Origin of the sequence: Paractinoplanes maris (genome assembly GCF_023544465.1) — a bacterium.
Lineage (GTDB): Bacteria > Actinomycetota > Actinomycetes > Mycobacteriales > Micromonosporaceae > Actinoplanes > Actinoplanes maris.
The window spans coordinates 1-13,514 of the sequence record NZ_JALPVL010000001.1; the positions used below are offsets into that span (position 1 = coordinate 1).

General features: G+C 70.4%; 15 protein-coding genes. 6 read left to right on the forward strand and 9 right to left on the reverse strand.

Going from position 1 to position 13,514, the window contains the following annotated elements:
- Both NAG42_RS00005 and NAG42_RS00010 read left to right on the forward strand, forming a co-directional pair.
- On the forward strand, positions 1-618 hold a 618-nt coding region (locus NAG42_RS00005; protein ID WP_250027125.1), incomplete at its 5' end, for an RNA polymerase sigma factor.
- A 245-nt stretch (positions 619-863) separates the two neighbouring features.
- Positions 864-1,103 (forward strand): DUF7455 domain-containing protein, encoded by a 240-nt coding sequence (locus tag NAG42_RS00010; RefSeq protein WP_250001587.1) that lies wholly within the window; start codon positions 864-866, stop codon positions 1,101-1,103.
- A 199-nt stretch (positions 1,104-1,302) separates the two neighbouring features.
- Here NAG42_RS00010 and NAG42_RS00015 read toward each other — a convergent pair whose 3' ends face one another.
- From NAG42_RS00015 to NAG42_RS00035, 5 genes are all read right to left on the reverse strand, one after another.
- Complete coding sequence (locus NAG42_RS00015; protein ID WP_284044671.1) at positions 1,303-1,551, reverse strand: helix-turn-helix transcriptional regulator; 249 nt, start codon at positions 1,549-1,551, stop codon at positions 1,303-1,305.
- On the reverse strand, positions 1,551-2,042 hold the full coding sequence (locus NAG42_RS00020; RefSeq protein WP_250027127.1) for a hypothetical protein: 492 nt from the start codon (positions 2,040-2,042) through the stop codon (positions 1,551-1,553). Before NAG42_RS00020 ends, NAG42_RS00015 begins: the two co-directional genes overlap by 1 nt.
- 58 nt (positions 2,043-2,100) lie before the next feature.
- Positions 2,101-3,825: a DEAD/DEAH box helicase gene (locus NAG42_RS00025; RefSeq protein WP_250027128.1), complete on the reverse strand. Its 1,725-nt coding sequence runs from the start codon at positions 3,823-3,825 to the stop codon at positions 2,101-2,103.
- An 89-nt stretch (positions 3,826-3,914) separates the two neighbouring features.
- Entirely contained in the window at positions 3,915-4,529 is a 615-nt protein-coding gene (locus NAG42_RS00030; RefSeq protein ID WP_250028286.1) for a trimeric intracellular cation channel family protein, read from the reverse strand.
- Complete coding sequence (locus tag NAG42_RS00035; protein WP_250027129.1) at positions 4,526-4,744, reverse strand: DUF3039 domain-containing protein; 219 nt, start codon at positions 4,742-4,744, stop codon at positions 4,526-4,528. Before NAG42_RS00035 ends, NAG42_RS00030 begins: the two co-directional genes overlap by 4 nt.
- A 173-nt stretch (positions 4,745-4,917) precedes the next feature.
- On the opposite strand from NAG42_RS00035, the gene NAG42_RS00040 reads away from it, so the two are divergent.
- Together NAG42_RS00040 and NAG42_RS00045 are read left to right on the forward strand one after the other, a co-directional pair.
- A complete protein-coding gene (locus tag NAG42_RS00040) occupies positions 4,918-5,868 on the forward strand; it encodes a pseudouridine-5'-phosphate glycosidase (protein WP_250027130.1) in 951 nt (316 codons plus the stop codon).
- Positions 5,868-6,746: a carbohydrate kinase family protein gene (locus NAG42_RS00045; RefSeq protein ID WP_250028288.1), complete on the forward strand. Its 879-nt coding sequence runs from the start codon at positions 5,868-5,870 to the stop codon at positions 6,744-6,746. The genes NAG42_RS00040 and NAG42_RS00045 overlap by 1 nt, the downstream gene beginning before the upstream one ends.
- Positions 6,747-6,979: 233 nt before the next feature.
- Here NAG42_RS00045 and NAG42_RS00050 read toward each other — a convergent pair whose 3' ends face one another.
- The 4 genes from NAG42_RS00050 to NAG42_RS44760 all read right to left on the reverse strand — a co-directional run bounded on the left by NAG42_RS00050 (position 6,980) and on the right by NAG42_RS44760 (position 10,167).
- Entirely contained in the window at positions 6,980-7,393 is a 414-nt protein-coding gene (locus NAG42_RS00050; protein WP_250027131.1) for a DUF3099 domain-containing protein, read from the reverse strand.
- A 127-nt stretch (positions 7,394-7,520) separates the two neighbouring features.
- A complete protein-coding gene (locus NAG42_RS00055; protein WP_250028289.1) occupies positions 7,521-8,087 on the reverse strand; it encodes an HhH-GPD-type base excision DNA repair protein in 567 nt (188 codons plus the stop codon).
- A gap of 185 nt (positions 8,088-8,272) precedes the next feature.
- Positions 8,273-8,920: a response regulator transcription factor gene (locus NAG42_RS00060; RefSeq protein ID WP_250027132.1), complete on the reverse strand. Its 648-nt coding sequence runs from the start codon at positions 8,918-8,920 to the stop codon at positions 8,273-8,275.
- Positions 8,917-10,167 (reverse strand): sensor histidine kinase, encoded by a 1,251-nt coding sequence (locus NAG42_RS44760; RefSeq protein ID WP_250027133.1) that lies wholly within the window; start codon positions 10,165-10,167, stop codon positions 8,917-8,919. The genes NAG42_RS00060 and NAG42_RS44760 overlap by 4 nt, the downstream gene beginning before the upstream one ends.
- 121 nt (positions 10,168-10,288) lie before the next feature.
- Here NAG42_RS44760 and NAG42_RS00070 point away from each other — a divergent pair, with 121 nt between their 5' ends.
- Entirely contained in the window at positions 10,289-11,023 is a 735-nt protein-coding gene (locus tag NAG42_RS00070) for an ABC transporter ATP-binding protein (protein ID WP_250027134.1), read from the forward strand.
- Positions 11,017-13,398: an ABC transporter permease gene (locus NAG42_RS00075; protein WP_250027135.1), complete on the forward strand. Its 2,382-nt coding sequence runs from the start codon at positions 11,017-11,019 to the stop codon at positions 13,396-13,398. The genes NAG42_RS00070 and NAG42_RS00075 overlap by 7 nt, the downstream gene beginning before the upstream one ends.
- The last annotated feature ends 116 nt before the right edge of the window (positions 13,399-13,514 follow it).

A 13,514-nucleotide genomic window follows, 5' to 3' on the forward strand; every position in this document is an offset into this window, starting at 1 on the left:
GGCAACCTGGGCCTCATCCGCGCGGTCGAGAAGTTCGACTACACCAAGGGCTACAAGTTCTCCACGTACGCCACCTGGTGGATCCGCCAGGCCATCACCCGCGCCATGGCCGACCAGGCCCGCACCATCCGCATCCCGGTGCACATGGTGGAGGTCATCAACAAGCTCGGCCGCATACAGCGTGAGTTGCTCCAGGACCTAGGGCGCGAGCCCACTCCTGAGGAGCTGGCCAAGGAAATGGACATCACGCCGGAAAAGGTGCTGGAGATCCAGCAGTACGCGCGTGAGCCGATCTCGCTCGACCAGACGATCGGCGACGAGGGCGACAGCCAACTGGGTGACTTCATCGAGGACTCCGAGGCAGTTGTCGCGGTCGACGCGGTATCGTTCTCACTCCTGCAGGACCAGCTCCAGCAGGTGTTGCAGACGCTGTCCGAGCGCGAGGCGGGCGTGGTGCGGCTGCGGTTCGGCCTGACCGACGGCCAGCCGCGCACACTGGACGAGATCGGTCAGGTGTATGGGGTCACCCGTGAGCGCATCCGCCAGATCGAGTCCAAGACGATGTCCAAGTTGCGACACCCGTCCCGCTCCCAAGTCCTGCGTGACTACCTGGACTAGGGGCATTCGGTCAACAATGCGTGTCCGAATGGTCACCACCCGTACATCATCGGGTGGTGATCAGACCGTTGTGCAGAAGTGATCGTTGACGTGGCACCCTTGGATCACGGCACACTTAGAGCCCAGCACGTGTGACCTCGGTCCCCCCGGGGCACAGTGGGAAGGCCGCAACGGTGCAGGGTGTTGCACGATGGTGAGCAGTAGCCGAGGAACATGTTCATCGGTTCGAACAGAGGAGGAAGGCGATGACCCCGACTCTCACGCCGCCGGCGGGAAGTGTGGCCGGCACCGCAGCCGATGAACGGTGCGACCGCTGCAATGCAGCCGGAAAGCTCCGTTTGACCCTGGCTGGTGGCAGTGAGCTGGTGTTCTGCGGACACCACGCCAACCGTTACGCCGAGGACCTGGTGAAGATCGCAGTGCAGTTCACCGCCGACCCGGAGTTCACCTGGCGCGGCGCCGACATGATGCCCAGCTCCAACTAGTCCCCTATTACCCCCGACTCAGACTTACCGAAGGGGCGCCCACGGTGTGGGGCGCCCCTTTTCCATGCCCGACTTTCCATGCCCGGCTTTTCCATGCCCGGCCGGCTCGCCGGCTAAGCCTCATCCGCCGGCTCCAGGCCCGCCGCTCGCCAGATTCGGGCCCGCCGCCCGCTGTGAGCGACGCTGGCGGGGTGTGGCGTCACAGTGGGGGTTCGGTGTCCCAGAGCTGCTCCACGGTGGCGTGGAGGGCCTTGGCGACCTTCAGCGCCAGATAGACCGAAGGCGCGTAGTCGCCCGTCTCCATCGCGATGATCGTCTGGCGGCTGACCTGCACGGCGCTCGATAGCCCCTGCTGGGTCAATCCGGCTTCCTTGCGGGCGGCCCGGATGCGGACTCCTGCGTCTCCGCTTGCCTCCGGGGCACGCACCGGGCCCGCGGGTGGCGCCATCAGTCCTCGTCCACGGCTAGGGCCTCAGCACGGCGCTTGCGCCGGCTCTGGGCGACCTGAACCACCAGACCGATCACGCCGCCGAACACGCCACCCACGGCCGCGCCCTTCCACGTCGACCCGGCCGGATCGAAGGCATAGAGCGCGCCGACCAGGAAGACCGCGTAGGGAATGCCGCCGACCACCCCCCAGAAGACGCGCTGGGCGTTCCACGAGCGGGGAAGCGTCTCGACGCGGCGCCGCCGCACGTAGAGGTTGCAGATCCACATCGGGATGATCATGAACACCAGCACGATGGCCAGCGGGAGCACGGACGGGCGGCCCAGCGGCCAGACCATGATCGCCGCCGCCCACGGGACCGCGATCCACTGCATCGAGGCCGCGGCGGCGATGCCCTCATACCACCGGTAACGCTCGCGCTCGTCGCCATACCAGTCGCCGTCGACGTTCAGATTCCATCGAACGACCCGGTCGAGAAATGTCGTCGTCATGCGTCCATCATCGCGTTAAGTCCTCTTGACGTCAAGAGGACTTAACGTCAAGAGCGCTTTACATGGTCTGGATGGTCGCGATCCGTTCCTCGAGCTGCTCGATGGTCGCCTGCGCGCTGGGCGGACCTCCGCACAGCCGGCGCAGCTCGGCGTGGATCTTGCCGTGCGGCAGGTTCGTCCGGTGGTGGTGCGCCGCGACCAAGGTGTTCAGCTGCCGCCTGAGGCTGTTGCGCCGCTCCCCCGCGCTCATCGGCGGCGGCGCCTCCCGCTGGGCCGGAGCGGCCGGCTCAGCCGCCTTCTGCCGCTTCTTCGCGGCCAGCTGGTCGGCCTGCCGCTTGTTCAGCAGCACAGACACCTGATCGGCGGTGAGCAGCCCCGGCAGCCCGAGATATTCCTCCTCCTCGGGCGTCCCGGTCAGCGCCCCCATGCCGAACGACGTGCCGTCATAGATGACCTGATCGAGCTCGGCGGTCGCCGACAGGGCCTCGAACTGCTTCTCGAGCTCGCCCTCGGCGCTCTCCTCGCGTTGAGCCCGCTCGAGCAGGTCGTCGTCCAGGCCGTCCTTCTGCTTGGGCAGACCCAGCACGTGGTCGCGCTGGGCCTCCATCTCGCTGGCCAGCCCGAGCAGGTGCGGCACGCTGGGCAGGAAGACCGTCGCGGTCTCGCCCTTGCGCCGGGCCCGGACGAAACGGCCGATGGCCTGCGCGAAATAGAGCGGGGTCGAGGCGCTGGTGGCATAGACACCGACGGCGAGCCGCGGGATGTCCACGCCCTCCGACACCATCCGCACGGCCACCATCCAGCGCTCCTGGGAGGCGGCGAAGGTCGCGATCCGCTTCGAGGCGCCCTCGTCGTCGGAGAGCACCACCGTGGCCGGCTGCCCGCTGATCTCGCCGATGAGCTTCGCGTACGCCCGAGCCGTCTGCTGGTCGCTGGCGATGATCAGCCCACCGGCGTCGGTGATGCCGTGCTCCCGCAGCTTGGTGAGCCGCGCGTCGGCCGCCCGCAGCACCTGGGGCATCCAGTCGCCGCGGTGGTCTAGAGCCGTACGCCAGGCCTGTGCGATCAGATCTTTGGTCATCGGCTCGCCGAGGCGGGCGGCCAGTTCGTCCCCGGCGTTGGTACGCCAGCGCGTCTCCCCGGAATACGCCATGAAGAGCACCGGCCGCACGACCCCGTCGCGCAGCGCCTCGGAGTAGCCGTAGACCGAGTCGGCCCGCGACCGTTGCAGCCCGTCGTCGCCGCGCTCGTAGCTGACGAAGGGAATCGGGTTCTCGTCGGAGCGGAAGGGCGTCCCGGTGAGCATCAGCCGGCGTACGGCCGGTTCGAAGGCGGCCTTGACGCCGTCGCCCCAGCTGCGCGAGTCGCCGGCGTGGTGGATCTCGTCCAGGATCACCAGCGTCGAACGGGTCATCGTGCGCCGCCGGTGCACCGCGGGCGCCATGCCGACCTGGGCATAGGTGAGCACCGCGCCGTGGAAGTCGCGCGACGAGTGGATATCGGAGTTGCGGAAGGCGTGATCGAGCTGGATGCCGACCCGGGCCGCGGCCGTCGCCCACTGCACCTTGAGGTGCTCGGTGGGGCAGACCACGGTGACCGCCTCGACGCTGCCGTCGGCCAGCAACTCGGCCGCGATCCGCAGGGCGAAGGTCGTCTTGCCGGCACCGGGGGTCGCCACCGCCATGTAGTCGTCGCTGCGACGGCGCAGATAGCCCACGAGGGCCTTGCGCTGCCAGTCCCGAAGTGGCGGGAAGGTGTCCAGATCCGGCAGTGGCGGGCTCAAGCTGCGACGATCCCTTCCCTCATGAAAACACCTCCGGCAAGGGACCGGAGGCGGCGTCCAGCATAGCCGCGCGGGCGGCCGGACGCGGGTTACGGCGCAGCCACCGGAGCCGACCACCGCCGGTACAGGGCGATGAGCCTCACCCCGGTGATGAGCAGGGCCGATGCGGCCATCGTGAGCGGATCGGAGAACCCCGCGCCCTGCAGGATCGTGACAATGATCGCGCCGCAAAGGGCCGCAACGGCGTAGATGTCACGCTGCAGGACGACCGGGATCTCCCCGGTCAGCAGATCCCGGGCCAGACCGCCGCCGATCGCGGTGAGCATGCCGATCAGGCACGCGCCGACGGCCGGCACCCCGGCGTCGAGCGCCTTGAGTGTGCCGGTGACGGTGAAGAGCCCGAGGCCGGAGGCGTCGAGGAGCAGCACCGGCCGGCGCCACCGGGTCAGCTGGGGGTGCAGCCAGAAGACGGCGAGCGACGCGACCACCGCCGTCACCGCATAGCGCCAGTCGGCGAAGGCCAACGGTGGCACAGCGCCGATGACCAGGTCACGCACGATGCCGCCACCGAGAGCCGCGATGAAACCGACGAAGGCGACCCCGAACAGGTCGAGCCGCTTCGCGATCCCCGCCGAGGCACCCGAGGCGGCGAAGACCGCGACGCCGATCAGGTCGGCTACGAGAAGCCCGTCGCCAGTGGTCAGAGCTGCATCGCCTCGTAGATCTCCTTGCACTGCGGGCAGACGGGGGATCCCGGCTTCGGCGACTTGGTCACCGGGAACTTCTCGCCGCACAGCGCGATCACGTAAGTGCCCATCACGGCACTCTCGGCGATCTTCTCTTTACGCACGTAGTGGAACATCTCCGGCGCGGTATCGGCGTCCTTGGTTTCCGGACGCTCCAGAATCTCCGTGCTCACGACATCTGCCCTTCGGTTCACGTGGTCAGGATCGTCGAGCCACCGGTCCCCCCGGCCCGCGGCAGCTGACGAAAGCTCCAACCAGCAAGTCTGACACCTCGGGCCGGGCCGGTCCAACGACCAGCTCTGCCGTCTTTGGCCGGGCGGTGATCAGGCACCGTACGGTTGCTGTCGTGACTGACTTCGCGATTCGATACGGCGAGCACGTGACCCGTGCCCGCCGGGACAACCAGCCGGTGGTCGCGCTCGAGAGCACGATCATCTCGCACGGCCTGCCGCACCCGGACAACTTGCGGGTGGCGCGGGAGATCGAGCAGACCGTCCGCGATCAGGGTGCGGTGCCGGCCACCATCGGCATGATCGGCGGCGAGCTCGTCGTCGGCCTCGACGACACCCAGATCGAGCACCTGGCACTGGCCGAGGGCGTGGCCAAGCTCTCGGTCCGCGACCTCGCCGTGGCCGCCGCCCGGCGTGCCGACGGCGCCACCACGGTCGCCGCCACCAGCGCGGTCGCCGCCGCGGCGGGCATCAGCGTGTTCGCGACCGGCGGCCTGGGCGGAGTGCACCGCGAGGCAAATGTCACCTTCGACGAGTCGGCCGACCTGACCACCCTCGCCCGCACACCGATCGTGGTCGTCTGCGCCGGCGTGAAATCGATCCTCGACGTGGGCGCCACGCTGGAGCGGCTCGAGACGCTGGGCGTGTCCGTCGCCGGCTACCGGACCAAGCGCTTCCCCGGCTTCTTCATCACCGACGGCGGCTTCGACGTCGACTGGGAGCTCGACTCGCCCGCGCAGGTGGCCGACGTGATCCGCGCCCGCTCCGACCAGAACGTGGGTGCCGGCGCACTGATCCTGGCCAACCCGCTGCCCACCGACGAGCAACTGGACCCGCAGCTGCACGACCACACGCTGGCCGAGGGCCTGACCCTGCTTGCCCGGGGTGGCATCACCGGCAAGGCAGTCACCCCGTTCCTGCTGAGCCACTTCCACGAGAGCACCCAGGGCAAAAGTCTCGAGGTCAACGTACGCATCATCCTGCGCAACGCCGAGCTCGCAGCCCAGATCGCAGTGGCGACCGCCTCGGACGCGACCGCACCCCTGGGCTTCAGCGTCCCCGCGTGATCGTCGTCGTGGGCGACCTGGTCACCGATGTCCTGGTGGCCCTCGGTGGCCCGATCGAGCTGGGCTCGGACACCGCCGCCGCCATCACCGTGGGCGGCGGCGGTCAGGCTGCCAACACGGCCGCCTGGCTGGCGTACACGGGCCGGCCGGTCACCCTGATCGCCGCGGTCGGTGACGACCCGGCGGGCCGGGAACGGGTGGCCGAGCTGACCGCGGCTGGTGTCCGCTGCGCGGTGCGGGCCCATCCGGGCGCGGTGACCGGCAGTGTCGTCGTGCTGGCCGGCCCCGAAGAACGCACGATGATCACCGACCGGGGTGCGTCCCTGCTGCTCGACCCGGCCGACGTCAGCGCCGCGATCGACAAGACAGACGCGCGCCACCTGCACCTCTCGGGCTACCCGCTGCTGCATGACGGCTCCCGCCCGGCGGGGCTCGAGGCGCTGGCCGCGGCCGGTCGGCGCGGTCTGACGACCAGCGTCGACGCGGCCTCGGCGGCGCCGTTGCGGTCGGTGGGGGCGCAGGCTTTCCTGAGCTGGGTACGCGGTTGTGACGTGCTGCTGTGCAACGCCGACGAAGCAGACGTGCTGGCCGGCCCCGGCCCAGCCGCCGAGCAGGCCCGCCGCCTGACCAGCCACGTCCACAACGTGATCGTCAAGCAGGGCGCCGCCGGAGCCACCTGGGCCTCCGCGGACGGCAGCACCCTCTCGGTGGCCCCCACCCGTGTCGCCATGACGGACCCGACCGGGGCCGGAGACGCGTTCGCGGCCGGCCTGCTGGCGTCCTGGTGCTCCGGCGAAAGCCCCCAGGCAGCCCTGACCGCGGGCGCTTCACTGGGAGCCGAAGCAGTGGCCGCGATCGGCGCCCGGCCCCGCCCTTAGACCGACACAGCGGATCGGACGCGGCGGTCCAGCGTTTCCCACGGCCGCCAAGATCGAGCGATTGCCGGATTCGCCCGGGCGGTCTAGCGCACCCACCGACTGCCGGAGTCGTCGGTCGATCCGGCGCGGCGGTCCAGCGCACCCACCGACTGCCGGAGTCGTCGGTTGATCCGGCGCGGCGGTCCAGCGCACCCAGCGACTGCGGGAATCGTCGGTTGATCCGGCGCGGCGGTCTAGCGTTTCTCTCGGTCGCCGGGCTCGGTGGGGATCCAGCGTTCGCCGGAGTCGGTGGGCTCGAGATCGATGGTCAGGTATTCCGCGGCCTCGGCGGAGTGCCGCGGCAGCGTGGTCTGCGGTTTCGGCTCACGGGCCAGGGCGTCGGCGGCGCGTTCGGCCTTGGTCTTGGGCGGGCGGTCGTTGGCGATCAGCACGGCCGCCCAGGGCAGGAAGACCATGCCGGCGGCACACAGGATCAGCCAGAATCCGAGCCACGGAGGGCGAACACTGATCAGCACCGCGCCCACGATCAGGCAGGCGGCCCGGATGCTCATCATCGACACGTAGCGGATCTGCCGGCTGCGGAACTGGTCGTCCGGACTCTGAGCGGCGTCCGTGATGAGAACCGCTCGGTCCGGCTGCTTCTTCACGATGGGGTCTCCGATCGACAGCCCATCCTTACACCGTTACTGCCGATACGCCCACTGCCTGCGGATCAAGGCCCCGAGATCGACGCGGCAACGTCCGGACCGACGCAGGGCACACCGGCACCGTCAGTCAGCCCTTCGCCGCGGCCTTCATCTCCTTCTTGTAGGAGCGCACCTTGCCCAGCGACTGCTCATCGACGATGTCGGCCACCGACCTGTACGAGCCGTCCTCGCCATAGCCCCCGGCTGCCTCCCGCCAGCCGGCCGGCCGCACCGCGTACTGCTTGCCCAGCAGCGCCACGAAAATCTGCGACTTCTGCTTGCCGAACCCAGGCAGCGACGCGATCCGCTTGAGCAACTCGGCGCCGTCCTCCACCCCGGCCCACAGGTTGGCGGCGTTCCCGTCGTACCGGTCGACCAGGGCGCGGCAGACTTCCTGCACCCGGGACGCCATCGCCTTGGGGAACCGGTGCAGCGCCGGCGGCTTCGCAAAGATCGCGATGAGCGCCTCGACGTCGAACTCCGCCAACTCCGCCGCCGTCGGCGCGTGTCCAAGCCGCTGAGCCAGCACGAACGGCGAGCTGAACGCCTTCTCCAACGGAATCTGCTGATCGAGCACCATGCCGATGAGCAACGCCAGCGGGTCGGTGGACAGCAGCTGGTTGGCCTCGGCGTCGATCGGCAGCGAAAGCGTCATGGCGCTCATCCTCGCAGGCCCGTCAGCCGCCGCGCTGCCGTCCTCGGTCGCGACGGCGAACGGGCTCACCCGCGCCGCCACCTCGCTGTCCGTCCGAAACGCTCGTGTGGGAGACGGCGCGCCCGGGACGGCGTCGGCACGCGGATGGACTGACGTCGCGCACGCCGGGAGGGGCACGGGACCGGTCACCGCAGGCCTCCCTCATAGGCGGCTATGACGAGAGCGGAGCGGTCGCGGCCGTCGAACTTGGCCAGCAGACGGTTGATGTGGGTCTTGACGGTCGACATGCTGACGCCGAGGTCGGTGGCGATCTGGTCGTTCGAGAGACCTCGCGCCACCAGGATCAGCACCTCACGCTCCCGGCCGGTGATGTGCGGCAACGGCGTCACCTGACGCTCGGGCATCTCCACGTAGGCGTCGATCAACTGCCCCTGGGCCGTCGGCGCCAACAGCCGGCCGCCCGCGGCAACATGCCGGATCCCGGCGATGAGCTCGGCCGGCAGCGCCTCCTTCATGAGGAAGCCCTGCGCCCCCGCCCGGAGCGCCCCCAGCACGTACTCCCGCAGATCGAACGTGGTCAGCACGAGCACCCGCGTCTCGACACGAGGGACGCCGTGACAGATCTCCCAGGTGGCCTCGATGCCGTCCATCTCCGGCATCCGGATGTCCATGAGGACAACGTCGGGGCGTTCCCGGCGTACGACCTCGACCGCCTCCCGCCCGGATCCGGCCTCCCCGACACAGACAAGGCCGGGTGTGTGGTCGATCAACAACCGGAAGCTTCCCCGCACCAGCACCTGGTCGTCGGCGACCACGACCCGGATCTCGGTCACGGCTCGTACCGCATGGTTGTCGCCACCGCCCATCCGCCGCCCGGCCGCGGGCCGGCGTTCAGCTCGCCGCCGAACTGCGCCGCTCGCTCCCGCATGCCGATCAGCCCCTGCCCGGCGTCGGACCTCGGCGTCGCGCTTTCGCGTCCAGTTCTTTGGAGATCGGTCCCGCTGGCACCGGTTGTCCTGGCTCCGGATCCCTCGCCCCTGCCGGCCGGCCCGCCGTCGTCGATGACTTCCACGTCCACCTGGCCGTCGCCGGTCACGATCTCGATCCGGCACCGCTGCGCCCCCGAATGCCGGACCACATTGGTCAGAGCCTCCTGCACCACGCGATAGACCGAGAGGGCAACATCGTCAGGAACGTCGTCTGCCGAGACGTCCGCCTCCGTCCGGGTGTCCAACTCGACCGTCAATCCGGTGGACCGCGCCACCGCGACCAGCCCGGCAAGGTCGGCGAGGGTGGGCATCGGGCCCATCGCCGCCTCCGCGCGGATGACACCGAGCGCCCGGCGGATCTCACCGAGCGTCTCGCGGCTGGTGGTGGCGATGACCCGTAACGCTTCGCGCATCTCCTCCGGGTGCTCGTCACCGACATGGTCGGCGATGGTCGCCTTGACCGCGATCATGCTCATGCTGTGCGCGACGATGTCGTGCAGCTCGCGCGCGATTCGCAGCCGTTCCTGTTCGACAGCCAGCGCGGTGGCCTGCTCGGCCCGCGAGGCGGTGTGGGCGCGGCGCTCCCGGACCACACGCCCGGTCGCCCAGCAGGCGGCGGCGACCCACGTCACCAGGCCGGTGCCCATCGCATCGTGCGAAGTCGCCCCGAAGGCCGCCGCCACCGCCGCTGCAGCGGCCACCACGACGGGGACCGACCGGCGACGTCCGATCTGGAGGCCGACTGTGTAGAGGACGAGGCCCACCGGGAAGATCGGCGCGGTGCCGGCGTAGTAAGGGATCGCGCCGGAAGCCACGGCGAAAACGGCGGCCGTGAGAACCGCGACCGCGGCGGCGACCGGCCACGGACGACGAATCGTCACGGGCAGCCCGATGGCGAGCCCGATGAGGAAAGAGGCCCAGCCCGGCTCCGACCAGGCCGTCCCGAACCAGCCCGGCACCGGACCGGTCGGGGGCTCGGCCGCGGCATACCAGCACAGGAGCACGGCTGCCGCGGCCAGCAGTCCGTCGACGGCGATCAGCTGGCCGCGGCTGAACCTCCGCAGGAGGAGGGATGGCGTTGCGGCATTCACGACGGCGACGTTAGCGAGCAGCGATGATCCGTAGCGTCAACCCAGGGTTCGATTTTCTGCCCGTCCCAGTCGGAACCCCGGTTTGACGACACCCGGTCCGCCGGCCGCGAAGCTCGACGCCATGACGACACCGATGGTTTCCATCCGGGATCTGCGGATGGAGTATGGCGCCGGCCCGAGCCGGGTGACCGCACTCGACGGGCTCACCGTCGATCTTCCCGCGGGCAGCTTCACGGCGGTCATGGGCCCGTCCGGCTCGGGCAAGTCGACCCTGCTCCACTGCGCCGCGGGGCTCGACCGGCCCACCTCCGGCCAGGTGGCCATCGACGGCGCCGACCTGGCTGAGCTCGACGAGACCGGGCTGGCTCTGCTGCGCCGGCAGCGGATCGGCTTCGTGTTCCAGGCCTTCAACCTCATCTCGTCACTCACCGCGGCGCAAAACGTCGCACTGCCTCTCCGGTTGGCCGGTCGGCGGGTCACGTCCGGCGAGATCGCCGCCGCACTGGCTGCCGTCGGCCTGGCCGATCGGGCCCGGCACCGACCCGTCGAGCTCTCGGGAGGTCAGCAGCAGCGCGTCGCGATCGCTCGTGCGATGGTCACCCGGCCCGCAGTGATCTTCGCCGACGAGCCCACCGGGGCACTCGACAACCAGACCTCCCGCCAGGTGCTCGAACTGCTGCGCGGCCTGGCCGCCGAGGCGGGCGGGACGATCGTCATGGTGACGCACGATCCGGTGGCTGCGGCGTGGGCCGATTCGGTGCTCCTGCTGACCGACGGCCGTCTGGCCGATCGTCTCGACGGCGCGCCGGCCGAGGTCATCGCCGCTCAGATGGCCCGGGCGGAGGCGGCATGCTGACGCGCGATCGGCTCGGCTCCTTCATCGCCGTGCTCGTCGGAGCCGCTGTGGTCACGCTGACCCTCACGCTGCTGGCATCGGCCGGCCCCCATCGCCCCGATCGGTTCGCCGCGACAGCCATCGCCCTGCAGAGCCCTGGCGTGCGGACCCCGGCCGACCCGTTCCCCGAGTCCCGGCCATGGTCATCCGGCGAGACAGCGGCTCTGGTCGCCAGGCTGGCCGCCGTGCCCGGTGTGCGGGCGGCCGTTGCCGACCACCAGTTCTACGCACAGCCAGTGGTGGGTGGCCGCCCGGTGGCCGAGATCCAGCAGGGGCACGGCTGGGCAAGTTCGGCGCTGGCCTCCGATCACCTCGTGACCGGCCGACCGGCCGTCGGCGCGCGTGAGGTCGTGCTGGATGCGGGTCTCGGCATCCCGGTGGGCGGCGCGGTGACCGTTTTGACGGCCGGCGGCCCAGCAACCTGGACGGTGACGGGCCTGATCGACGCCGCCCGGCTCTACGTGGCCGACTCCGAGGCCGCTCGCCTCGCCCCCGGAGTGCGCGTCATCGGGCTCACCGGCAACCCCGATGCTGACGGGGTGCGCGCCGCGGCGAGCGGCGCCACGGTGCTGCGAGGTGATGAACTGGGGCTTCTGGAGCCACGGTCAGACGCACGCGACCGTTGGATCGGCATGCAGGTGCTGACTGCGATGGTCGCCCTGTCGGTGTTCTCCTCGGCCTTTGTGATCGGCTCCACGCTCGCTCTCTCGGTCAATCAGCGGCGACGTGAGATCGGGCTGCTGCGTGCGATCGGCGCTACGCCGCTCCAGGTTCGGTTCGCTGTGCTGCGCCAAGCGGCCACGGTGGGCTTATGGGGCGGCATGGGTGGCACGGTCCTCGGCCTGCTGCTCGCTCCGGTGGTCGATGACGTCCTGGTCGACGCGGGATTCCAACCCGCGTCGTTCCGGGCGGGTGTCCACTTCTGGCCCGTCGTGGCCGGTGTCGCCATCGGCCCACTGGTTGCCATGACCGGTGGGTTGCTGGCGGCCCGGCGGGCGGCGCGGGTCCGTCCGCTCGAGGCGCTGCGCCGGGCCGAGGTCGAGACACGACCCATGACCCGTTCCCGGTGGGCGGTCGGGCTGGTGTTCGCCGCGGGCGGCACGGCTTCGGGAGCGGCCACGGTGGTGACCGACGACCTCTCGGCGCTGGGCACCTATGCCGTGCTCGGAGCGATGTCCCTGATCGTGTCGGCCACGGTGCTCGCGCCGGCCGTGGTGCCGCTGGTGGTGCGGCTGATCCTGGGAGCGACCGGTGGAGCGCTGAGCACGGTGATCCGCGAGAGTGCCCTGGCCGGATCGCGGCGAACAGCCTCCACTGCCGCGCCGATCCTGCTCACGGTCGCCTTCTCGGTATTCATCGCCGGCAACGTGCAGACTGCGCAGAAGGCCTACGCCGATCGTCGGGAAGCGGCCACCGGGACGCAGCAGGTGCTCCTCCCCGACGGCACGCCCGGCCTGACCGATGCGGCCGCGCCCGCCGGAGATCTCGTCACCGATGTCTACGTGGACGACACAGTGATCACGGCAACCGGGTCACCCTCCGGGCCTGGCGCCGGGGAAGTCGTCCTCAGCGAATCTCAGGCCCGCCGGCTGAGCGTCGATGTAGGCGGCCCACTCGTCGTGACGTTCGCCGACGGTGCCCGAGTCACGCTCCGGGTCTCGGCGCGCTCCGGCTCCGGCTCCGGCTCCGGCTCCGGCTCCGGCTCCGGCTCCGGCTCCGGCTCCGGCTCCGGCTCCGGCTCCGGCTCCGGCTCCGGCTCCGGCTCCGGCTCCGGCGAGATGCTGCTGTCCCGAGAGACCGTGCGCAACCACGACCCGTCGGCGCTGGTGCCGGCGTTGCCCCTCGCTTCAGGAGGTTCCGCCACCGCTCCGCTCGGGGGACGAGTGGTCGACGTCGCGACCTATGCGCGGGAGGCCGACGCCGAGGAGGACCGTCAGGTCTGGATCTTCACGCTGCTGCTCGTCGGCATCTCCGTGGGCTATGGCGCACTCGCCATCGCCAACACGCTGGTCATGGCGACCGCCCGGCGGGCTGACGACTACCGGCTGCTGCGGCTGGCCGGCGCTACCCGGCGGCAGGTTCTGCTGACCGTGGCGGGTGAGTCCGCGCTCGTGGTGGTGGTCGGTTCGGTCCTCGGCAGTGCCGCCGCCGTCTTCGCGCTCCGTGGCGTTACGGCAGGCCTCCAGGCCCAGACCGGCACCTCAGTCGGGCTCACGGTGCCGTGGTGGGTCCTGGCGGCCGCGGTCGGCACGTGCTTCGTCCTCGCTGTGATCGCAGCCACGGTTCCGGCCCGGGCACGTCTGGCCGGTGCCAACCCGCTTCGGGAGCGAGCATGATGACTGTCCGGGACGATGCGGCGGCCAGGGCGCCCGTCCAGCTTGTCGACCATGCACTGAGCGCTCCGCGAGGATCATGGCCAGGCCGCGCACCACCTGGCGGTTTACGGGTCCGC

Excerpts from the sequence above, each read along its gene's own strand:
- NAG42_RS00055 (WP_250028289.1), bottom strand. The coding sequence starts at position 8,087 with ATGACGCTTTCGCTGCCGATCGACGCCGAGGCCAACCAGCTGCTGTCC.
- NAG42_RS00075 (WP_250027135.1), top strand. The coding sequence starts at position 11,017 with ATGCTGACGCGCGATCGGCTCGGCTCCTTCATCGCCGTGCTCGTCGGA.
- NAG42_RS00015 (WP_284044671.1), bottom strand. The coding sequence starts at position 1,551 with ATGGCGCCACCCGCGGGCCCGGTGCGTGCCCCGGAGGCAAGCGGAGAC.
- NAG42_RS00020 (WP_250027127.1), bottom strand. The coding sequence starts at position 2,042 with ATGACGACGACATTTCTCGACCGGGTCGTTCGATGGAATCTGAACGTC.
- NAG42_RS00070 (WP_250027134.1), top strand. The coding sequence starts at position 10,289 with ATGACGACACCGATGGTTTCCATCCGGGATCTGCGGATGGAGTATGGC.
- NAG42_RS00010 (WP_250001587.1), top strand. The coding sequence starts at position 864 with ATGACCCCGACTCTCACGCCGCCGGCGGGAAGTGTGGCCGGCACCGCA.